23 protein-coding genes and 1 pseudogene are annotated in these 21,212 nt (G+C 56.3%); 17 read left to right on the forward strand and 7 right to left on the reverse strand.

Annotated elements, in window-relative coordinates; all coding sequences use genetic code 11:
- Window positions 1–133: 133 nt before the first annotated feature.
- Together CAI21_RS16705 and CAI21_RS22930 are read left to right on the forward strand one after the other, a co-directional pair.
- The gene (locus tag CAI21_RS16705; RefSeq protein ID WP_147305149.1) at window positions 134–2,029 is read left to right on the forward strand and encodes a hypothetical protein; all 1,896 of its coding nucleotides are present in this window, start codon (window positions 134–136) and stop codon (window positions 2,027–2,029) included.
- A gap of 224 nt (window positions 2,030–2,253) precedes the next feature.
- A complete protein-coding gene (locus CAI21_RS22930) occupies window positions 2,254–2,685 on the forward strand; it encodes a hypothetical protein (protein WP_147305150.1) in 432 nt (143 codons plus the stop codon).
- Window positions 2,686–3,329: 644 nt separating this feature from the next.
- Here CAI21_RS22930 and CAI21_RS16710 read toward each other — a convergent pair.
- A complete protein-coding gene (locus CAI21_RS16710; protein ID WP_258868979.1) occupies window positions 3,330–5,234 on the reverse strand; it encodes a TonB-dependent receptor family protein in 1,905 nt (634 codons plus the stop codon).
- Window positions 5,235–5,784: 550 nt separating this feature from the next.
- On the opposite strand from CAI21_RS16710, the gene CAI21_RS24125 reads away from it, so the two are divergent.
- From CAI21_RS24125 to CAI21_RS16740, 7 genes and pseudogenes are all read left to right on the forward strand, one after another.
- Window positions 5,785–5,928: a VOC family protein gene (locus CAI21_RS24125; RefSeq protein WP_220348605.1), complete on the forward strand. Its 144-nt coding sequence runs from the start codon at window positions 5,785–5,787 to the stop codon at window positions 5,926–5,928.
- 34 nt (window positions 5,929–5,962) lie between these two features.
- Window positions 5,963–6,181, forward strand: coding sequence for a VOC family protein (locus tag CAI21_RS26100; protein ID WP_404840888.1), 219 nt, complete (start codon window positions 5,963–5,965; stop codon window positions 6,179–6,181).
- 105 nt (window positions 6,182–6,286) lie between these two features.
- The gene (locus CAI21_RS16720; protein WP_116303336.1) at window positions 6,287–6,667 is read left to right on the forward strand and encodes a hypothetical protein; all 381 of its coding nucleotides are present in this window, start codon (window positions 6,287–6,289) and stop codon (window positions 6,665–6,667) included.
- A 262-nt stretch (window positions 6,668–6,929) separates the two neighbouring features.
- A complete protein-coding gene (locus tag CAI21_RS16725) occupies window positions 6,930–7,358 on the forward strand; it encodes a YybH family protein (protein WP_116303337.1) in 429 nt (142 codons plus the stop codon).
- Between the two features lie 24 nt (window positions 7,359–7,382).
- Window positions 7,383–7,565, forward strand: coding sequence for a hypothetical protein (locus CAI21_RS16730; protein ID WP_116303338.1), 183 nt, complete (start codon window positions 7,383–7,385; stop codon window positions 7,563–7,565).
- Between the two features lie 72 nt (window positions 7,566–7,637).
- A pseudogene (locus CAI21_RS26105) lies at window positions 7,638–8,020 on the forward strand (DUF2750 domain-containing protein).
- Between the two features lie 118 nt (window positions 8,021–8,138).
- Window positions 8,139–8,675: a DUF6624 domain-containing protein gene (locus CAI21_RS16740; protein WP_116303340.1), complete on the forward strand. Its 537-nt coding sequence runs from the start codon at window positions 8,139–8,141 to the stop codon at window positions 8,673–8,675.
- Between the two features lie 206 nt (window positions 8,676–8,881).
- Here the strand turns inward: CAI21_RS16740 and CAI21_RS16745 are convergent, their stop codons facing one another.
- From CAI21_RS16745 to CAI21_RS16755, 3 genes are all read right to left on the reverse strand, one after another.
- Window positions 8,882–10,102 carry an EAL domain-containing response regulator gene (locus CAI21_RS16745; RefSeq protein WP_116303341.1) on the reverse strand — a complete coding sequence of 407 codons (1,221 nt, stop codon included), beginning with the start codon at window positions 10,100–10,102 and terminating at the stop codon, window positions 8,882–8,884.
- A 115-nt stretch (window positions 10,103–10,217) separates the two neighbouring features.
- Window positions 10,218–12,689, reverse strand: coding sequence for a hybrid sensor histidine kinase/response regulator (locus CAI21_RS16750; protein ID WP_116303342.1), 2,472 nt, complete (start codon window positions 12,687–12,689; stop codon window positions 10,218–10,220).
- 34 nt (window positions 12,690–12,723) lie between these two features.
- Window positions 12,724–13,848: an FIST N-terminal domain-containing protein gene (locus CAI21_RS16755; protein WP_220348609.1), complete on the reverse strand. Its 1,125-nt coding sequence runs from the start codon at window positions 13,846–13,848 to the stop codon at window positions 12,724–12,726.
- Window positions 13,849–14,192: 344 nt separating this feature from the next.
- On the opposite strand from CAI21_RS16755, the gene CAI21_RS16760 reads away from it, so the two are divergent.
- From CAI21_RS16760 to CAI21_RS23295, 7 genes are all read left to right on the forward strand, one after another.
- The gene (locus CAI21_RS16760) at window positions 14,193–14,429 is read left to right on the forward strand and encodes an antitoxin (RefSeq protein ID WP_116303343.1); all 237 of its coding nucleotides are present in this window, start codon (window positions 14,193–14,195) and stop codon (window positions 14,427–14,429) included.
- Window positions 14,429–14,830 carry a type II toxin-antitoxin system tRNA(fMet)-specific endonuclease VapC gene (vapC, locus tag CAI21_RS16765; protein ID WP_116303344.1) on the forward strand — a complete coding sequence of 134 codons (402 nt, stop codon included), beginning with the start codon at window positions 14,429–14,431 and terminating at the stop codon, window positions 14,828–14,830. Before CAI21_RS16760 ends, vapC begins: the two co-directional genes overlap by 1 nt.
- A 184-nt stretch (window positions 14,831–15,014) precedes the next feature.
- Window positions 15,015–15,941, forward strand: coding sequence for a HEPN domain-containing protein (locus CAI21_RS16770; protein WP_116303345.1), 927 nt, complete (start codon window positions 15,015–15,017; stop codon window positions 15,939–15,941).
- Window positions 15,942–16,182: 241 nt separating this feature from the next.
- A complete protein-coding gene (locus CAI21_RS16775; protein WP_116303346.1) occupies window positions 16,183–16,653 on the forward strand; it encodes an Hcp family type VI secretion system effector in 471 nt (156 codons plus the stop codon).
- Window positions 16,650–17,009: a hypothetical protein gene (locus tag CAI21_RS24135; protein WP_220348611.1), complete on the forward strand. Its 360-nt coding sequence runs from the start codon at window positions 16,650–16,652 to the stop codon at window positions 17,007–17,009. Before CAI21_RS16775 ends, CAI21_RS24135 begins: the two co-directional genes overlap by 4 nt.
- Before the next feature lie 88 nt (window positions 17,010–17,097).
- Entirely contained in the window at window positions 17,098–17,661 is a 564-nt protein-coding gene (locus CAI21_RS16780; RefSeq protein WP_220348621.1) for an ankyrin repeat domain-containing protein, read from the forward strand.
- Window positions 17,662–17,684: 23 nt separating this feature from the next.
- The gene (locus CAI21_RS23295; RefSeq protein ID WP_181919486.1) at window positions 17,685–17,822 is read left to right on the forward strand and encodes a hypothetical protein; all 138 of its coding nucleotides are present in this window, start codon (window positions 17,685–17,687) and stop codon (window positions 17,820–17,822) included.
- 55 nt (window positions 17,823–17,877) lie between these two features.
- On the opposite strand, the gene CAI21_RS16785 is transcribed toward CAI21_RS23295, so the two are convergent.
- The 3 genes from CAI21_RS16785 to CAI21_RS16795 form a co-directional block, all read right to left on the reverse strand.
- The gene (locus CAI21_RS16785) at window positions 17,878–18,327 is read right to left on the reverse strand and encodes a YtoQ family protein (RefSeq protein ID WP_116303348.1); all 450 of its coding nucleotides are present in this window, start codon (window positions 18,325–18,327) and stop codon (window positions 17,878–17,880) included.
- A 400-nt stretch (window positions 18,328–18,727) separates the two neighbouring features.
- Entirely contained in the window at window positions 18,728–19,306 is a 579-nt protein-coding gene (locus CAI21_RS16790; RefSeq protein ID WP_116303349.1) for an LOG family protein, read from the reverse strand.
- 179 nt (window positions 19,307–19,485) lie between these two features.
- A complete protein-coding gene (locus tag CAI21_RS16795; RefSeq protein WP_116303350.1) occupies window positions 19,486–20,136 on the reverse strand; it encodes a flavodoxin family protein in 651 nt (216 codons plus the stop codon).
- 111 nt (window positions 20,137–20,247) lie between these two features.
- On the opposite strand from CAI21_RS16795, the gene CAI21_RS16800 reads away from it, so the two are divergent.
- Window positions 20,248–21,126: a LysR substrate-binding domain-containing protein gene (locus CAI21_RS16800; protein WP_116303351.1), complete on the forward strand. Its 879-nt coding sequence runs from the start codon at window positions 20,248–20,250 to the stop codon at window positions 21,124–21,126.
- The last annotated feature ends 86 nt before the right edge of the window (window positions 21,127–21,212 follow it).

Genomic DNA, 21,212 nt, shown 5'->3' on the forward strand with positions numbered 1-21,212 from the left:
AACTCATCAAAGATATGCTGCCGCAATGTTCTGGTACTCGATCATGAAACTGGCGAATTTGAGCTAGAGTAAAACTCCTTGTGGGATGAGGCCTCAGTAAATACGGTTATAGAAAACAAGGAAAACTATAAGCATGAAGAGAATGAAATGGGCTGCCTTTAAGATCGTAATGGGCATATTAGGCAGTGTAATGCTTGTCGCTGGTTGTTCAGGAGGCAAGGAGGTAGAGCAGGAGCAAATCAGTGTGAGAAAACAGTTTGAGCAGCTTGAAGCTACCCATGAAGCCCGTTACAAGTTATTGGAGAATCTTGAAGATACCGAGTTAGCGCGATTGCTATGGGAAGAACAACGCGCGAATTATTTCACTATGCTGAATCTTATCTCTTTTCATATGACGCCGGGAGAATTTCAGTATACTCAGCCGCAGTTGCTTCGCTTGCAAGATTATGGCGATATGGCGGAGATGACAGAGGCCTATCTGCAAAGTTTATTGGCGATTAGTAGCCATCAACACCCTCACTGCATGCGTTACTCAGGTAATCATGGCTTTGTTCTTCGCGAAGGGTTTGAATTTCCGTTTCGCTACCGCCTTATCTATTCTCACATGGTATTTGACGATGGTAATACTCTACAACTCCCAGATGTAGCGAACAGACAGCAGGAAACTCCGGATGTCATTCATAGGGGAGGCAGTTATTGCTACAAAGAGGTGTTTTCCACGGACGATCCTCAACCAACAAAGGTCAGAGGTGAGTTTCATGCTGAACTGCCAGATAATTTAATTGAATTTGAATTCAGTGCTGAAGACATCGGTAAAACCATTGAGCAGAATGGGTATTTAGTTACCTTGTTGGAATTTGAGCAAGGCCGCTATGCAATTGAGATTGATGCTGTTGAAGAAAAAAGCTTGAACTTTCATAGTCGCGATGTTGTTGCAGAGGCGGTTGATGTGCATGGCGAGTATATTGCCTGGCGAGCAACCGAGCGTGAACCTACTACCCGCGCGCATCGAATACACAAGTTACTGGAAGAACTGTTTCAAAGAGCGGAGCAGGGAACCATAAGTACGGAAGATGCGCTTAGAGAGCTTGAGGTGTTACGCGATACCTTGCTTGAAGAGCAAGGCCGTAAGCTATTTTTGAGCCGGGCGTTTAACGGCATTGTGGACAAAGCACGGATCACCTTGATGATCTACTCAGAGGAGAGCGAATCCTTTAGCCGTGAATTGGAATTGCCCGTATATAATTTCCCACGACCGCAGGTCGCTAATGAGGTGAATCTGAACGCTTTGCCACAGATCTCTGCTGCAACCCCAGTTTATGATGCACGAGCTGAGCTCAATGCCTCGATCGTTGAGTTAGATGCGCAGCAGATGCAGGCACGGGTAAGAATGGTTCAGTGGCACGAGGACATTGAGAGCCCTGATTTGCAGAGAGAGTATACAGGTCAGATTGGCTGGTTTTACCCACCCGTGCAAAGTGACATTTTTATGCAACGACAAGATCGTGCTGGCGCACTTCATGTACTTGGTGAGTTCGAGTTCTACGATGAGCAGGGTGATCCTGTCGAAGCTCGAGAAATGAGCGATGCTAACAGCGAAAAACTTGCCTTCGAGTATAAGCCGGGAAGCCTAGAATACCCCCGTATGTTTGGGCGTCTGGTTTACAGCCCCGAGCGATTCACTAAGCCACCAGTACGTGTCAAAGGCATATTGCCGATGATTGTCGCCCCTAATATTGTCAAAGACAGCTACGCGATTGACGAACTTCCAGCAGGTATGGCTCTGAACGGAAATCAGTTGATGATCGATTACGCAGTGTTCGAGCCTCGTGAAGTCGCAGAAGTCAGGGACGAGCTGACTGAACGGAGAAATAAGGTCTTCGTGAAGGATGCAAACGGGTATTTGACAGAAATAAAGAAAGAAACGCTGTATCACCCTCATTCTGGGCGGACTGCGGTTGATGTTTACTATTTTACGGTGAACCGGAGTCGGTCGAGGTTTGGTATAAGGGGGATACTACGCTTGTAGAGTATGAATTTGACGTTGAATTGGTCAGCGGTGGTATACAAGTGCAATAAGCAGGTGTTTTCTAAATGATTATTCGAAACTTTGACGAGAGATTATCATCCATAATTGGGGTTTAAACACTTGCGGTTTTTGCTACAGTTCCAATGCCGTATCAGCACTCTAAAGATGAAGAAACAAGGGAAAAAACGGACAGCCGCCTACCAAATACACTGTTATGAGGTGAAATGAGTATTTCAACGGTAGCATTTTTGATGACGTTGGCTTCCGGTTTGTCATCGCAGTCTCTAGCTGTTGGTGGTGTCGATCTCAGTATGCAAATGGAGGATGTCGTTTCTGCATTTGGGGAGCCCTTGAGAACCGAGAGCGCTATGGATTGGTACGATCATGTACATATCTATGAAGACTTCTCGATTCACACGGTAGGCGGCCAAGATATCGTTGGTATAGAAAGCGATAGCGAAGGAGTGTGCTTAGGCGATGGCGTGTGTGTCGGTGATGTTTGGGATGAAGAGCTCTTGGCGGATTCCGGCTATGAGGATTGCTGTGACAGAGTTTACCCAGTATTCAATTACTGGAAGCCAGATGATAACTGTCGCTACCTTTTGGCTGTGGAGGGTTCAAAAGTCGTAAAGGTGGCAGGATTCTGCTCTCCATGACTTCCCATTGTCACCTCATAACCATGCCTTGCAGCCGACAGCGGCTCTGCTCCGCTGCGGGCTGAAGACAAGCGTGGAGGCGGTTCGGAGCAACTGCTCTTTTGGTTTTGGAAGGGGCTTCAAGCCCAGCCGTAAACAGTAAACAATGGAACACCCAGCCATGAACGAGGGGACGCCAAAGAGTTCCACCCACTCGAAGAATATCGCGTGCGCTGAATACGAATAGCGAATGACTTGAACTGGATAGCCATCCAATCAAGAAAACTCGTCTAACGGCCTTCCTTGCCGTGGCGGATCCGCCGCACAATCAGCGCGTCGTCCGTTCCCGTACCAAGGGTGATGTAGTCGCCGGCAAGTCGTCAGTGAGGTGCCAGGCTCAGAGAGATAAACCAGGTGTTGCAGGGATGCGCGTAGGTGCAGGCGGCCGGGGCAGTGTTCCCCGCGCCGCCCTTTATAATTACTCGGCAGGAGCTAGAAGCTATATCGTGCGCCCAACTCGAAGCTGCGCTCGGGGCCCACATAGATACCGTTACGCAGGCCGGAGATATAGCGCTCGTCAGTCAGGTTCTTGATGGCACCGAATATGCTCAGCTGAGGGTTGACAGCGTATCGGCCCGTAAGATCAACCGTATAGTAGCTTGATATTAAACCACCTTGATGCTCCGCCGGGTCAATCTCTTTCCGATTCTGGCCATCAGCAAAACCTCATCCGTATAGTTCAGGAGCAAGGCGGCTTCCAGGCCACCGGACTGGTAGGCCAGCGCGAGATTAACCGTCCACTCCGGCGAATAAGGCAGGCGGTTCCCTTTATCTATGGGGCCTTCATCGACATCGGGACGATCCTCACCGAATTCCGCTGTCGGGATCCAGGTTACATTGCCATCCACTCGGAATCCGAATCCTATTTCATAGCCTAGAGCGGCTTCCAGCCCCTGGATCAGGGCGCTGCCCTCATGAGGATTCCTGATGCCTGAGACCCCCGGGTCCACCTGGTTGGAGAAATCCATCTGGAACGCGGTGGCCTCGTAGTTCAGACGACCGGTGGCACCACGTACGCCCAGCTCGATATTCACCGATCGTTCGGCTTTAGTCGGCGTGTCGTCCCCACCGACCACGCTGCCCACAACGGGTGGATTGAAAGCGCGATAGACACTGCCGAAAAGTTGCGCTGCGGGCGTGAGTTGGAAGGTCGCCCCAAGGCCCGGCATAACCTCGGTATTGGAGAAGGTCTCGGCGGAATCTGTATCCTGCCGGTTGTCCCGCTCCTGCTCGTAAGTCTCCACGCGCAAGCCTGCCGTGACCGATAGCTGTTCATTGATGTCGAAACGGTTCTGACCAAAGAGCGCCAGGCTATCGGCAGAGTCGATCCTGTTTCGGTTCAGTGTTTGGTTCGGGTCTCGTGGCGTTTGCCTATCTGCGCGGATCGTCTGGTCCAACATCTCTTCCTGCATCCACCGCAGACCGAGCTCCGCTTCGTTGCCGATCCCGAGCAGCGTGTGATTGATAGTCAGGCGCGAATCAATACCCACCCGTTCAAAAGTTCGGTTATTGCCTTGTACCTCGTCACTGAAATTCCACACCGTGTGACCATCGGCGTTGGTGGTCGTCGGATCGCTTGCGAGTCGATACCGCCAGTATTCTCGGTATGTCTCGCTCCAATAGCCGAGGGTCTGCAGGCGCATGTTCGGCGTGATATCCCACTCGTGGTTGATATCAAAACCCGTGCGCCCGCTCAAATACCAATCATCGGGCGCGGGGTTGAACGTGGCGCCGGCCTCATACGCGTCCGGGAAGAGGCCGCGGTAGGAGATGTTGGCTTCACTTTCGTAGTGCGAGAATTTCACTCCGATAAACTGGTTGTGCCCGAGGGTGGTACCCGATTTGACCATCACATCGGTCATATCCCAGCCCTTGTCCATCCAGCCATCGCTCTCGGCGCGGGTGGCGACAATGCCGAACAGCGAATCGCCGCTGGCTGACCCGCCACCGATCTCGACGGTGCCCTCACGAGTATTCCAAGAGCCCAGCCGGCCAATGACCGCGACCCCATCTTCCGGGATTTTGGTTTGGTAGTTGACCACTCCACCGATGGTATTCGGACCATAGCGCAGTGATGCGGCGCCCTTGAGGACTTCGATGCCCTCCATCCGCTGGATACGCGGGTTGTAATAGCGTTGGTTCCCGACAAATATCCCAGGTTGCACCGGCACGCCATCTTCCAACACAAGCGTCTTGTAGGCATCGGCAGGGATGCCCCGCATACCAAAGTTGGTCACCACCGCGCTGTCTTCCTCGCGCTTGATATAGATTCCGGGGACGCGGCGCAGTACATCCTCGGTGGAGCGCGGCTGAGTCTCGTTAATATCTTCCTCAGTGACCACCGTCACCGCACCAGGAATCCGGGTAACGTCATCCGCGGGGTGGCCCACCACCTCAATTCGCGGCAGCTTGATGGTTTTTTGTGCGTGTACGGTCGAAGCCATACCGAAGGTGACCGCTACGGCGGCCGCGATGGGTGTCAGGCGCCCCATAAGAAGTGTTCTGCGCATTACTGTGGATCCTGCTTTTTAATCCCGGCGCGCGTCTAGAGACCCCCGTAGGAGACCACCAGAGCAGGCGCCTTTACACACGACTGCCTTCACTGATAATCAAGGCCTCCCTGCCCCCGCTGTCGCAACATTATCGGCAGCGACTACCGCGAAGTGTAATGATAATAATTCTCAGGCACAACCGCATCACCTGCCTGCCTTGCGACTCCTGCGTTGGCAAGGGCTGGAGTTCTCCCATAAGGCGTTGATGAAACAATGGAACATCCAGCTACATGTCCAGCGTTTGTGCTAGGTACGGCACGAACAGCAAACAAGGGAAACAAGGAGACACCCAGCCAGCCGCCCTCGGCTAACTGAGTGACCAAAGGCGGTTCCTTAGCGTATTGGGTGTCCCGCGTCGCGTTCTGGCCTGCTGTATTGGGGCGCTCAGGCGCTCAGGCGCTATGAAAGCAGCCCAACATTGCGCTCGAGTCGGCTGTGAAAAGCACTGCGCGCTTTCCCTGTCGGCTCAACTTGAGCATTATGTGTATCAATCGGAATGGAGGAACAGATGAAGTCTATTACGACATCGCTCATGTTTGTGGGAGATCAAGCTGGAAAAGCCGAGGAAGCTATCAGGTTTTATACCTCTCTATTTCCAAATTCAAAGATCACCGATATTCAGCGCTACGAAGCTGGTGAGCAGGTCCACTAAGATGGCTAGATTTTCGATTAATGGCACCGAGTTCATGGCGCTGGATAGCCATCTTGGTCATAAGTTTAACTTTACGCCTTCCATGTCGTTGTATGTTGAGTGTGAATCAGCAAGCGAAATAGAAGAGGCGTTCCGAGCCTTAGCCGATGGTGGGGCGGAGTTAATGCCTTTGGATAACTACGGGTTTAGTCATAAATTTGGATGGTTGAATGATAGGTACGGCGTATCTTGGCAGCTTAATCTGTCGAACTAAGGTGGCAGCCTGGTCAACACATAACTAAACGCAGCACTATGCAGCCTCTGGCTGCCGGACGCTCGCGAGCTCGCGCCGGTGTGCGCGGCGTTAGGGATCAAATATATGAAAGAAGAACACCGATTGGCACAGTCAATAAAGATTTCTATTCTTAGGCTGGCATATATTACTGAGCATGGTGGTGTTGGTGATTTGGAGTCAGCTGATTTTGCATTTGGCGAAGATCAATTGGTACTTGTTCTTGGAAGGATGAATACCGAAGAATCACGCAATGCTTTCATAGAGCTATTCGATTACCAACTTCCAGACACAGTGTGGGATGCGATAGCTCAGGTAACAAGTGAATATCAAAATGATCTGATACCTTTGTTCAAGGCCCGTATTGGAACGCCTATTGCCGAAAGTCCGTATCTTGAAGTTGTAACCCAAGAAGAAAGAGATAGGCAATTGGAAAACTGGATTAGCGAGCTGTCCAGCAATCCCTAACAAGTCGTTGAAGGCGGTGGCGCTAGGTGCCGCGGCGGGTAGCTCGGCGCATGTGAGTCAAGCTTAGGGAGGCCCCGCCTAAGATGAACAATGTGCGGAAACAAGAAACAAGGGGACTCCGTCCAGCCGCACCAGTTTAGCGATAAACGCGGCGACGTGGCTTCAACGAGTAGAGTATTGGCTCGCTGAGTGAGAGAAGGGGTTTACTTAGCCCTTTGGCTCTTCCGTGAAGTTGTTAGGTAAAAGATGAAGAGGCTGTGCTATGTCGTCTAGCAGTCAGGACAGGCAAGAAATTGCGGCGGTGATTGAGCAGTATCGCCGTGGGTTTGCCACGATGGACGTGGAAGTGCTCGAAGCCATATGGGATCAGGACTACCACAATATCATCTACCTTGCTCAGGAAATGGCCCAACCAGTGTATGGTTGGAGAGGAGTAGAGCAATACTACAGGAGAGTCAGTGGCTTTCTAGAGCGGGTCAGTGCGATGACGGTGAGCGATTTGTCGCTGGATCTCTTTGGCGATGTGGCTTATGCATATTGCAACTTTCACTTTGAGGGAGAGGCCCAGGGGCAGAGTCACAGCGCTGATGGACGGGTCACTTTTATCTTGCACCGTAAGCGTGGTACCTGGAAGGTTATCCATTACCATGAGTCCGCTCCTGGCCCCTTGGCAGTGACCGATGGTTCTTAGCAAGACACTCAACCTGCCCGCTCCATGCGCGAAACCGACCTCAACCGGGTGGTGGCGGAGCGTAGCGCGGCGCTAATCGCGCCGATCCAACTGCCACTTGGGCCTGGCGGTAGGTTTGTCGGCGGGCTGCTCATGCAATCGCTGGAGACCGACCTTCTCGTCCGTGTGTTCGTCGAATATCATGATGAGCTCATTTACTTCATGTAGGAGTCCACGTCATAGGGGCTGATCTTCAGCGTGCGCGACGTTATGCTCAAAGGGATATCAATGCCATACCGAATGAGCCCTCAACAATATGAGTCTGTATTAACCCTTAGCGGTGCGGATCGAAGCGCTCATTTTGTCGGTAAGGTGGTAGATTGGCAGCAATTATGGGGCGTAAAAAACGACGAAGGTTGGCTTGTTCCGATCACCCCTGATGATTGGGAGTATTTTCCTGTTTGGCCGCATCCAGAATATGCTCAAAAATCACAGATGCGCATTTCCCTGGCCATCATGCGGTTGAAATCGCTTTGGAAGAGTTCCTGTCCCATTGGCTGCCAACATTCGAGCGCGACGGGATCAAGGTCGGGGTGTTTCCAAATAAGGAGTGGGTTTTCTGGGTAATGGAACCCACAGATTTGGCGCAATGCTTGAGGGATGAGCTGGCCTTGTATGAGTAAAACATCGCCAGTCATCCAGTACGCTCCGGCCCTGACAGGCCTCCGCCGAATCGGTCTGTTAGGCTGTCGCTTCACAAACCGACCGCTGAATACATTGTTAGCCAAGGAGCCCACGGCGATGAATCATCGGTTGCGTCAAGAGCTACTGTCGATGCAGGAGGAAGACCAGCGAGTCCTGCGGGAACTCATGGACGCGGGCGAGTTGCGTGAACAGGAGTACCACCCGCGGATGCGCGCCGTGCATGAGCGGAATAATGCACGAATCAAGGCGATCGTTGGCGAGTACGGTTGGCCTGGTGTCGCCCTGGTCGGGAAGGAGGGCGCCAAGGCAGCGTGGCTGATGGTTCAACATGCGGTTTTGGACACTGCGTTCATGGAACGAGCTTTGCCCTTGCTGGAAGAAGCGGTAAAGAATGGCGACGCCGAAGGCTGGTGCCTGGCGTATCTGCAAGACAGGGTGTTAACCATGGCGGGTAAGCCACAAATCTACGGAACGCAGCACGATTTCGACGAGAACGGCATTGCCTTTCCCTTGCCAATCGCGGAGCCTGGCAAAGTTGACCTCTTACGGCGGGATATAGGTCTTGAGCCACTATCCGAGGCAACCAAGCGAATTCAGGACCGGTATCGGCCTGTCATCAATAAAAGTGGCTAACAAGCGCGTGAGCTTGGGTGGCCAAAAGCGGCGCCGGTTATGCGAAGCGTTATGTGTGAAGGTACGGCCGTGAAGACAAGACCGGGCCCAACTCTCACATTCCAACATTTTGCCGGCTGGCATAGGTCGGTGCGTCGAATGCTGGATGATCGCAGGGGGAGAGGGGGCTGCTCAGTCTGCACGTACCCTGGGCGCGTGCCGGGACGCTAGTGGCTGGGTAAGTTCGCCAACCCTTTCCAGTCCCGCATCCAACGATTTAGATCGTCGGGTGCCATCGGGTGCGCGACGTAATAGCCCTGCACCAGGTCGCAGCCCAGGTCGAGCGCGAGCGACCAGTCTTCCGGTGTCTCGACGCCTTCGGCGAGCACCGAAAGTGCCAACTGCTTGCCCAGAGCCACGCTGGAGGTAAAGATGGCTTTGGCCGTGATGTCGCTGACGGCGCCGTGCACGAAGCTGCCGTCGATCTTCAGCTCGTCGAAGGGAATCTGTTTGAGGCGCTCCAACGAGGAGTAGCCGGTCCCGAAGTCGTCGATGGAAAGCTGTATGCCGTGCAGGCGCATGCGGGTAAGCACTTCCAGGCTCTCGATGGCGTCGCTGGTAATCTGGCTTTCTGTGATTTCGAGCATGACCAGCTCGGGGGGCAAGCCGTTGCCGGAGCAACAGTCTGCAAAAATCTGCGGCAGATCCAGCTGCGTTAGCGCCGCCGCCGAGAGGTTGATGGCCACCCGCAGTTTCTGGCCGTCCTCGCTCCAGCGCAGCGCTTGGTTAAGCGCCTGCTTAAGGATAGCCTCGGTGAACGGCACGATGAGGTCGTCGTCTTCGGTGAGCGGTACGAAGGCCGCCGGACGCAGTACGCCGTGAGTCGAGTGACGCAGGCGTGCCAGCGCTTCGACGCCCACCACAGCACCCGAGTACATGTCGACCTGCGGTTGATAGAACAAGGTCAGGTGATCCTCCGCCAGCGATTGCTTGAGCTCGTGCTTTGTTAGTACCGAGACACGCTGGCCGGTTTTCTTGCCGCACCCCGCTGCTTCCTCGAAACGGAAGATGAGGCTTGCCAGGGCATTGAGCGTCACTGGCTTGTGGATAGAGCCGAGTACGTTCAGGAAACGTGCGCGCGCCAAGCTCACGGCAGCGCGCAGGATACGTTCGTCGGTACCGCTGAAGAGAATGAGCCCGCCGCCGAACTCAAAGTCGCTCAAGTGGCGCAAGAGCTCGATGCCGTCCATTCCCGGCATGTGCAGGTCGCACAACACCAGGTCGAACGGATTGCCCTGGTTTATCTTGTCTAATGCTTCCCGCCCGTCCCCAGCAGTCTGCACATCGGCCAGCCCCAGGCGCTCCAGGGTGAGCTTGACCAGCTCCTGCATGAAAGGGTCGTCGTCTACGACCAGAGCTCGCAGGCGGGAAAGCCGTTCTTTCCTCATTGGCGCCTATCTCGTGTTGGGCGCTACGCATGAAGCCGTAGCGGTGGTAGCGCTGCTGGAAGCGCTACCCGAAGCCGTAAATGCTCCGACGAAGCCTTGTCCGCGACAGCCTCGCCTAGAGTCGCGTCTTGCTGGTCTTGCCGGCGGCCAGACGATCCAGCGCCGACTCCAGGGCGTCGAACTCGGCGCGCAGCGCCTCCAAGGCTATCGCGGCTGCGTCTGGCGCCCTGGTTCTGGACTCTCCCAGTCGTTCCAATCGCTGACAACATGCGGCCATCCGATCGGCGCCCAAAGCCTTGGACGACGATTTCAGACTGTGGGCGGATAGCGCGGCGGCTTCGACATCGCCACGCTGCACGGCATCGTCTATGGCGGCAAGTTTGCGCGGGGCATCCTGGCGATAGGATTCGATGATGCGGGCATGTAGGGCGGGGTCGGGGCCTACAATGTCGTCCAGCCTGGTCGGGTCTAGGGTTGAGAGTTGTTCGTGTTCGTGTGCCCGCGGTGCGCTGTCCTTAGCGGTCCGCCGCAAGTGGCTCATGATCGTCTTGTACAGTTGCCTGATCTGAACGGGCTTGGCCAGGTAGCCGTCCATGCCGCCGCTGAGGCATCGCTGCTCCTCGCCGCGAACGGCGTTGGCCGTTACGGCGATGATCGCCACGTGCCCGCCCTGTACCTGCTCCTTGGCGCGGATGGCCTGCGCGAATGCGGAGCCGTCCATCACCGGCATGTGGCAGTCGGTGAGGATGAGGTCGTATTCTGCCTCCTCGCACTTTTTCAGCGCCTCCTGGCCGGTGCCGGCAACGGTGCTGTCAGCACCCAGCCGTTCCAGCTGCATGCGCGCCACGTCCTGGTTGGTGAGGTTGTCTTCCACCACTAGAATCCGTGGTCGCCGCCCGTCGATAGCCGGCAGTGTCGGCGGCGCCGCGGCACTGCTGCAGGAGTACGACGAGGATGTGCGGCCGTGTCTGGCCTCCGCCACAGCGCGAAGCAGATCGTCCCGCCGTAGCGGGTCGGCTTGCACGCTGACAAAACGCTTGGCGAGAGGCGGGCTCATTTCGTTGCGCGGAACCAGCGCCACGATGTTGCCGCCGAAAAGGTCGGTCAGTTGGGCGGTCCAGCGTGCCTGCATGCTAGGGGTGTAGACGACTAAAATAGGCCGCGTGCCAGCGCGTTCGCGCAGGATTTGCTGCACGCGGTCGAGGTCCGGTGCGCTCGCCACGCGGGCGCCGTAGTGTTCCAGATAACGCCGTACGGTGGCTGCCATGGATGGGTCGTCGATGGTGCACAGCACGTCGGCGCCGTGCAGATCCGGCGGCGGAATTTGTTCCGCGGCGATGGGAAACGTCACTTTAACTTGAAACCGCGAGCCGACGCCTTGTTCGCTCTCGACGGTGATGGTGCCGCCCATCATGTCGACCAGCCGTTTGCAGATCGACATGCCCAGGCCTATGCCGCCGTGCCGCCGCGCCACGTCCAGCTCGCCCTGGCTGAACGGGTGAAACAGCTCGGCCTGGGTCTTGGCGCTCATGCCGATGCCGTTGTCGTCGACTACGAAGCGGATTACGACTTGCCGCTCACTGCGCTCTGCCAGCTCGGCACGGAGCATCACCTTACCCAGCCGATTGGGCGAGGTTTCGGTGAACTTTACCGCATTGCTGCCCAGGTTGAAGAGAATCTGGCGAATTCGCACGGCATCGCCCAGGATGCGGCGCGGGATGGCCGGATCGACCTCAGTGCGCAGGCGCAGGTGTTTTTTGACCGCCATCGGCAGCAGGGTTTCGGCCACGCCTTCCACCACGTCCAGCAGATCTACCGGCGCCTGCTCGATGTCCATCCGTCCCGCTTCGATCTTGGAGAGGTCGAGGATGTCGTTGAGGATATTGAGCAGCGAGAAGGTCGATTCCTGGACTGTGCCAATCATCTTCTGCTGTTTGGCGTCGAGCGCGGTGTCTGTCATCAGCTCCAGCATGCCGATGATCGCATTCATAGGGGTGCGAATCTCGTGGCTCACGGTGGCCAGGAACAGGCTCTTGGCTTGGTTGGCGGCCTCGGCTGCTTCCTTGGCTGCCATCAAATCCTGATTCGCGGCGGCGAGCTGGGCGGTGCGTGCCTCGACTCGCCGCTCCAGGACGCGATTGAGCTGGAGGATCTCGGCCTGAGCCGCGGTCAGGTCGGCAACCTGCTTCGAGAGTCGATTAGCAACGCGCTGATAGTCTTCATGCGTAACGGCAAGATCGCGGCTGACCCGCTTTAGCTGAATATCGAGCCGGGTGCGGTCGTCCAGCAGCGTTTCCATCTCCTGCAGGATCCTGAGCATAGGCGTGAACAGCTTTCGCAGCTCAGGTACGAAGACCTGTGGAATCTCTATCCGCCACAGCTGCGGTGCCATCTGCTGAACCGTCAGGTGCTCGGCAGGTACTGCGACGAGCCCACGCATACGCTCCACGCTGCCGTGGAGGGGCGCCAGCGCCGTGTCCGGACGGGCGGTCAGCACCAGCACCGGATCGCGCAGCAGATCGGCCTTGCTGGGCATGCGCTGCTCGAATCCAGGTGGGGCAGGCTGCTCGGCGCTAATAAAGTGCATGCCGGTCACCGGCCGATTAACAGCAGCACGTAGGTCATGTTGTGAAACAAGTTGCGCGAGTAGCCCTGCGACCCCCACAGCGGTCCGAGTTCGCCGAACGAGGAAAACCGGCAATTGCCAGATTGTGCCCAAATCGCTCGGCCAGGGCCTTCACCTCATGATCGATTCTCTCTCCCAGTACCCACTTGCGGCCGGCACAGCTGACGATCACCGCCGCCGCTGGGTCGAAGTCGTCCGCGTTCACCTGTTCGGCGATCTCGTACACCTCGCGGAGGATCTCGTCCGGCTGCGCGAGACGAACCTGAACCGTCTTGCCGCGCTCGATGCCGCCGTACAGGCCCAGTGAAGAATCCGTGGAGGAAAAGCCCGGCGCGAGCGAACGCAACCGCCTGATTTCGGGTTGATCGGTGTCGATGATCGTGAGCGAAGTCACCCCGCGGTCGGATTGCATCAGCGGTCGGCCGGTCTCCCGTTCGAGGAAGTCCATCGCGGTCGTGCCGTCTATCGTATAGATCTTGCTGCCTTCGGCTCTGTCGATGACTCCCGGCTTGCCGATCGGGGTGGTGAGGGCGTTGCCGATGACGATGCGGAAATCGATGTCGCCGACGGCCGCCAACAGCAGTATGGCGTCGTAATGGACTTCCCGGTTGTACAGGGCGCAGAACGCCATCTGGTTGTCGTCGGCGGCAAGACCGCCCATCAGCGGCACCGACGTTTCGCGTTCGATGATCTTCTCCAGAATGCTAGGGTCGACCTTGAAGTCCGACGTAAGGAACATAAACGCGGGTTGTACGCCCTGTAGCTCGGCCTGTAGCTTTGCGAGCGCCTCGTGTACGGTTTTGGCGGAGTGCTCGTGTACGCCGTGAGCGACCGCGGTATGCCAGCGAACCCGGCCCTGCGTGTTCAGGCCCAGGGCGGCGGCGCCGATATCGCCGACGCCGCCGGTTTCGTAAAAGCCGTCGCCGGTATTGCCCACGACCACAGTATCGTCTCGCTCCAGGCTGTCGTAGATGCCTTCGAGCAGCTCGTTAGAATGGCCGTAGTGGACGCTGGAAAACAGGAAAATCACTTCAGGATGGTTGTCGCAGAGCGCCGAGCCAAGCTCCAGGCCGGCCCGGTAGGGGTCAGACGCGTGGGTCGAGGCGGAGCGGGCGAGCATGGCAGTCTCTCCGTGACTGACGATCCAATAGACATATAGACCTGCCAGTTACCAAATAATTCAATGAAATTGAGGGGTGTGATCGGCGTATCTTCCTGTTTTGTCAATGAAATGTGTTCTTTGCGGATTTTGCGCGCGAACGGAATTCCTCGTTTCGAGCGCCGAACGGGGGGCAGGTCTCATATTCCACCAATGGGCGGTTTGTCAGAGCCGGCATAGGCTGATAGATCGAGCTCTTGTACTCATGGGGCAGTTGCTGAATCCCCCTTGTTGTATGCATATGCTATTTGTATAGGCTTGGCGGCCGTCCTATACTTCGGGGCACATGCCCTAGGGAGGCCGTTATGTCGGAGTTACGTACAGCAAGCTTGTTCCGCAACGGTCGCAATCAAGCCGTGCGTTTACCACGCGACTTCACGTTGGATGCCGATCAGGTTTACATCGAGCGCCGCGGGGATGAAATCGTGCTGCGCCCGAAACCGCGCACATGGAGCGATTATTTCAGTAAGTCGCCTCTGCTGCCGGAGGACTTTCCCGATAGCATCGAAGATACACCGCCCCAGGATCGAGACGCGCTGTAATGCGCTACATGCTCGACACCAACATCTGCATTTATGTGATGAAGCACAAGCCTGCGAGTGTCGCAGAACGCTTGCAAACGGTCTCAGTCGACGATGTTGCTCTCTCGGCCGTCGTGTTGGCCGAGTTGCGCTACGGCATAGCTAAGTCTCAATATCGTGAGCGCAGTCAGGCGGCGTTAGAGGAGTTTCTTGCCTTCGTCCGTGTGCTGGATTGGCCGGCGGTGGCGGCCGATGCCTATGGTGAGATACGAGCTGAGTTGACTGCCAGTGGTCAGATTATAGGCGGTAATGATCTGCTAATCGCAGCGCATGCACGCTGTTTGGGTGCGACCTTAGTGACAAACAACAACCGGGGGTTTGCTCGGGTACCTGGCTTATCGGTTGAGAACTGGGCTGAGTAATTCAGCGAAGCCTCGCGAACGGGAGCAGGTCTCATATTCTGACATTGGGCGGCTGGTTGGGGCTGGCTAGGCTGATGTATCGAATGTCGGATGATTGCCGGGGGAGGGAGCATGGTCAGGTCGCCGCGCGAATCATAGCGCCATACCGGCGTGCGTGCGACAAGAATAAGGATGTTAGGAAAGCATGACGACGATGGGGCCGATAATGCACAGTCTCGATGACGACTCACCGATGCGTACCGATTTAAGCCATCTGCCGGCAGACAAACAGCGCGAGCTTGAGGCGATCGTCGAGCTGCTGCGCCAGGTCACGCCGGTGGCGATGATTATTCTCTTCGGCTCCTACGCACGCGGCGACTACAAGGAAGAAAAGGATCTAGCGCCCAAGCGCTGGTCGGGGCATGCCTCGGACTATGATTTGCTGGTGATTGTCGAGAACGCTGAAGTGGCGGAGGATGCCAACATCCGCAAGGCGCTGCGGGATGTGTGCAAGAGCCAGGGTTTTTCGGCGCGGGTGAGTCCCATTCTGCATGACATTGCCGACGTCAATGCCAACCTCTCCGACGGCCGGTATTTCTTCCTGGACATTAAGCGCGAAGGGCGGTTGTTGTACGACGCCGGACGGGTCGAATTAGCTGAGCCGCGGGAATTAACACCCGTGGAAGCGCAGCGGATTGTGCAGGATGACTTCGATGAGTGGTATCAAGCCTCCCGGCAGTTTTACCGTGGGTTCGAGTTCTTTTTACAAGACAATGACCTTCGGCGTGCAATCTTCAATCTGAACCAAGCTACCGAGTCCGCGTACAAGGCCATCCTGCTAGTTTTTACCTCCTATGCTCCTCACGAGCACTTATTGGAGTGGCTGGGCGAGCGCGCCGCGCTGTACGGCCCGGTGTACCGCGAGCTGTTCCCGCAGCTTGGGGAGAAAGAGAAAAAACGCTTCGAGTTACTGGATAAGGCCTATATCGGCGCCCGCTACAAGAAAGCCTTCCCGGTGTTTCCCGGCGACATTGACTACTTGGCCCCGCGCGTCAAACGCCTGCTGGAGCTGACTGAAAGCCTTTGCCGAGAGGAAATCGAGCGGATTGGGCGAGACGGCGTCGGGCCTTAGCCGTCGGGCTTAAGCTGGTGCGGGCCATTCATAGCGTTTGCGCGCTTTGTGGGTGTTCTTATGCCCGGGAGGTCTTGGCAGTCGTTTCCGATGGGCCCTGCGAACAATTAGGTTCCCTAATTGACGGCCCTGAACCTCTAAAGTAGAGTTATATTGTTGCGCTTGCTTCCCAGCTAAAAGTAGGCAGGTCATGCGCCAGATGTTTACATGGAAAGGCTAGGACATTTCAAGGAGGATAACTATGGCGCTGCCCGCCTATATAGAACTTTATGACTGTGAGGGACTCCAAATCCAGGGCGGCTCTCAAGTTGCTGAACGAGAAGGAACCGTTGAAACACTTGCGTTTCACCACTGTATTGCACTTTCTTATGACCCCGATCTTGGGGTGATTACGAGCCTTCCCAAGCATGCTCCTGCTATTTTCGTAAAGCCAATCGATGCATCTTCTCCGTATCTCATGAAAGCATGTTGTACCGGCCGCACGTTCGCAAAGGTCTTGATTCACTGGTACAAGATTGATGCGGGAGGAAGCGAGCGCCTATATTTTCGTCACGAACTGAAAGACGCCCGCATTAGTTCAATTAAAATGAAGATGCATAACGTAAAAGAATTAAAACGCGAAAATACCCCACCTCTTGAGCAAATAGCTATGCGCTATAGCTCCATAAAGTGGGAGCATATGAGCGGGAATGTTTTTGGCCTAAGCGCTTGAGCGACGATCACTCTCAGAAGACAACAACAACTCGAAAGAGAAACGCCAGTATTATGGGTAGCGTGACGGAAGAGCTCGTAGAGACTCTAGCCAAGTTGCTAGAGAAGAAAAAGTATGGAACATCCCATATTGATCGGATCACGACAGCAAGAGCATACGGTGATATATCTCACCGTCTATTAGAAATCACAATTCAGAGAGGGTTAAACGACATTGAGTACTACCGCCTGATAGGAATGCACTATCCTCATCATCAGGGTTCTTTAATCGACTGGGGAAAGGTCGACTGGGAAAAATATGATGAAGGCGGGCGGCCAGAGGATGTCCTCAGAAACTTCTTTCAATCAGTCAGGTAACAGTCGCATGTTCGCTTTTGTACAAAGGTCATGGATTCTCTTCACATGCTTTTTTGTATTTTTCTTATTGGTTCTTACGGCGTCACACGTGCAAGCGTCGAATAGCCCATGCGACTACTTGGTCGAGACTGTCCCAGCAAACGCCGGCGAACTCATAGAGCGTTCGGACGGCAGTGACGAGTTGTATGGAAAGAGCATTGTTTACTACGCGGCTGTACTGGGAAAGGCCAATAAGATTTCCGAATGGGTCCAAAACGCCGACTGGGCCACTTTAGACCCTGAAATCCTCAGTGGAGCGGTGATTGCCGGGCGGCCAAACGTCGTTAACGCTCTCCTTCAGGCCGGTGCCTCGCCCGATTGGCAGGACGCCTCTGGAATGACTCCGCTTCTGGCGGCAGCGTCTTGCGAGCGAAGCGATATGGTGGCGTTACTAATAGATGCCGGCGCCAACATCCAAACGCCTAACAAAGATGGTTTAGACCCGATGCTACAAGCCATTACCTTGGGCGACCTCGATACCATAGAGATCCTACTTGAATCTGGCTTTGACCTCAGCCAAGCCCGTTTAGCAAACGGCTTAGGGCCTATGGATATTGCGCAATTGACAGAGAACGAAGAGGTTATAAACACTCTATCGCGCTATCTGCCCTAGCAAGAGATTACGAGGACATTTGGTTGGGGGTGCTGGACACCCATTTGGAAACGGACAGCACAAGCCTGCGGTTTTTTGGCTTAGAGGCCGGTCATCAGCAGGTCGAGGATGGCGAGGGCGGTTGTGCCTTCGTGTTCGAGGGGCGCGGCCTGTTCGTCTAAGGCATCGAGCGGCACGGCATCGCTGCGATGCGGCCCCGCTCGATGCTCGTTACGCTCAGCCGCGGATGACGTAATCGAGGATTTCCACTACCTGGCGGGGCTCGGCGGCCGTGGCGAGGGCGGCGGCGTCGACTTCCTTGAGCGCGTGATTGTGCTCTTCGTCATGCAGGGTGACGATGGCTTTTCCCAGTGCTGCTGCGTAGCCTGCGTCGAAAGCGGCATTCCACTGTTTGTATTTTGGGCCGAAGCGCACGATCACGATGTCCGCTTCGCGGATCAAGGTTTGTGTGCGGATGGCATTGACGCCGGCGCCTTTGCGGTCTTCCCAGAACTTTTTGTCCTCGTCGCCAAGGATGCGTACGCCGCATAGGTCGGATGCTTCGTGGTCCGTTACCGGGGAGTCGAAACGTACGGGTAGGCCCCGCTCGCGCGTACCGGCGATGATTTGCTCGCGCCAGTCGCTATGGATTTCGCCGGAAAGATAAACTCGCCATTCACGGGCCATGTCGTCTCCTTTTCTGTTCACTGCGAATCTTTGCGCCGAGGCGAGGACGGACGGCATGGGTAATCGGGTGTGCTCGCTCGCCTCGGTTGTCATGTTGGGGTGAGGATACCTATTCGCCATCGATTAAGAAATGCACAGACGGGTTTAACGTGTACCGCTCACGTCATCGGCATGGCTCGGAGGGGGTGCAGTGGTCCCTCACGTTACCCGCCGATTCAACGACTTTCGCTCATCAGGCCCTCCAGTCCGGTCTGGCGAAGGTTTAGCCGAAGGAGGGCCGCGCGAGACACCATTGCTGAAGACCTTGGTAACTACACTGTGCGGTAGGTGGGCAATATTCATCCTGCATCAGCGGAAGCTGGTTCGAGGACATGACTGTACCGCCCAGGCGGGTTCGCCGTCAGGTGTCCTCCCGTTTGATCCACTTGGTGACTTGGGGCGGCTGATAGCTGCGCACGGCAGTCAGCAGCGCATCCACATCCTGTTCCACGATCAGCATGCCGCGATGCACCGGCTTGAGGAAAGCTTCAGTCACGATGTGGTCGAGAAACGCGGACAAACCATCGTAGAAGCCGTTGATGTTCATTAGTGCGCAAGGCTTGGTGTGATGGCCCAGTTGCGCCCATGTCCAAACCTCGAACAGCTCTTCCAATGTGCCGATACCACCGGGCAAGGCGATGAAGCCATCGGACAGTTCGGCCATCAGCGCCTTGCGTTCATGCATGGATTCGACGATACGCAGGTCGTCCAGACCCGTATGCGCAATTTCCTTTTCCACCAGGGAGCGCGGGATCACTCCGATCACTTCGCCGCCATGGGCTTGTGCGGCATCGGCGGCTGCGCCCATCAAACCGACCGATGCGCCACCATAGACCAGCCCAATGCCGGCATCGGCCAGTGCGTGGCCAAGTCGCGTAGCCGTTTCGGTATAAATCGGTAGACGGCCAGGGCTAGAGCCGGAAAAGATACAAAGCCGCATGATGCTGATCCCCTTGCTTATTTTAATGCTTGAATGGGGGATCTTCTCATGTCGTGGCAGATAATGTCAGCAATAGGTACTGGACGGGGCAGCCGGCGCGACGCGCCGCCCCCCATAACGGGGGGATCGGTGTCTTTTCGTTGCTAACCCTAGCCGGGTGTGCCGAACGAATACCTCGGCTAGCCCCAGACCCGGGGGCTGCGCGGTGTCTCCAGCCGGTAGTCGGAGTAGCCGCGTGTGAAAAACTCCCTGCCCAAGCGCTCCGCGGCGCTAATCGGTTCGCTGGGATCCTTTGCCACCTCGCCGCGACTGTTGCCCACACCGCGCACCACGCCTACTAACCGGGAGTGGGTGTAGCGCGTGAACTCTTGCAGTTGGTGCACGGGCGCAAACGCGGCGCCCGGGTAGCTTTCCTCTGCTGCCAGCACCAGGCCCAATTGCTTGCCCGCCATAGCTTCCAGTACGCGATTGGCGTCCGGGTAGGATGCGGCGTAATAACAGAAGGTGCGGTCGAAGAAGGCCTTCATTTGTGCGGACAGGCCGTACCAGTAGATAGGCGAACAGAACACCACGCCGGCTGCCGGTAGGAACTCGTCCAGAAATAGGCTCTGAAAACGGTCGGGGATACTGCAACTGCCGTTGTCCTGACGGCAACGCCGGCAGTCCCGCAGGAAGTGGGTGATGTAATCGTCCAGAAACCGCAGCTTCACCGTGTTGCCCGCTGCTTCCGCACCGCGTTGCACCGCCTGCGCCAGCGTTGCGCTGTTTCCGTTACGCCGGGGGCTGCCGACCAGCACCAACAACGATCCGGGCTCTTTCGAATACTCCATGACACTTCTCCTTCCCGTTATTTGGAAGGATGATGCTAAATCAGCATAATGGGTAGGTACGAGTGATCGTTGTTCACTTGGGATGACTCAAATTCACTTTAAGGAGTGGCGATGTTTGGCTCCTTGCCGCTCGCGGCACTGCGTACCTTCGAATCCGCTGCCCGGCTCCGTAGTTTTAAGGCGGCCGCGGAGGACTTGGCGGTGACCCCGACCGCGGTTTCCCACCAGGTCCGGCGGCTGGAGCAGCAACTGGGTGTGGCGTTGTTTCGGCGTGTTGCCCGTGGGGTGGAAGTCACCGAGGCGGGGGAGCGGCTATTTCGCAGCTTGCACGGTGCGCTGCTGGATATTTCCCATGCTTTTCATTCGCTACGGCCCCAACCCGATCCCGCAGGGCTGGTGATTACCACCACGCACTCTTTTGCCGCACTGTGGCTGGTTCCTCGGTTGGGGCGATTTTATCGTCGTCATCCGGAGCTGAGCCTGCGGCTGGATACCAACCCCGCCCCGTTGGACTTGCAGCAGGATGCCAGCGTCGATGTCGCCATCCGCTACGGCGACAAGGAATACCCCGACCTGCATCAGGTCGGCGGCCTTGCCGAGAGCTTCGGAGCGTACTGCGCGCCGCAACTTGCTCCTGCCGGCAAGCAGCTGCCGGCGGCGCTGCTGACCGTCCGCTGGCACAACTCCATGCTCTATGATCGGGCGTGGGAGCGCTGGTGTCTGGCCGCCGGTGCAGACTGGCTCTCGGACAGCATGCCGGTGCACGCCTACGAAGAGGAAAACTATGCGCTGCAGGCGGCCATCGCCGGGCAGGGTATGGTGTTGGCAAGTTCTATCCTGGTTTCGGATACGTTACGCAACGGTTTGCTGATCGCCTACCGGCCGGAGGTGCAGGTGCCTGGGGCTCGCTACACGGTGCTGTGCAAACCGGGCCGCGAACGTCACCCGCCGGTCAGGGCTTTTCTGGACTGGCTGAGAGAGGAGCTTTGAGCTTCCTTCGCCGAGGGGGCGGGGGACACGTTACGTTGTCTTATTGCCTGGGCGACTGGTGCGCGCGGACAAAAGGCCCGAGCCTT

It is taken from the genome of Alkalilimnicola ehrlichii, from assembly GCF_003399765.1.
Classification (GTDB): Bacteria; Pseudomonadota; Gammaproteobacteria; order Nitrococcales; family AK92; genus AK92.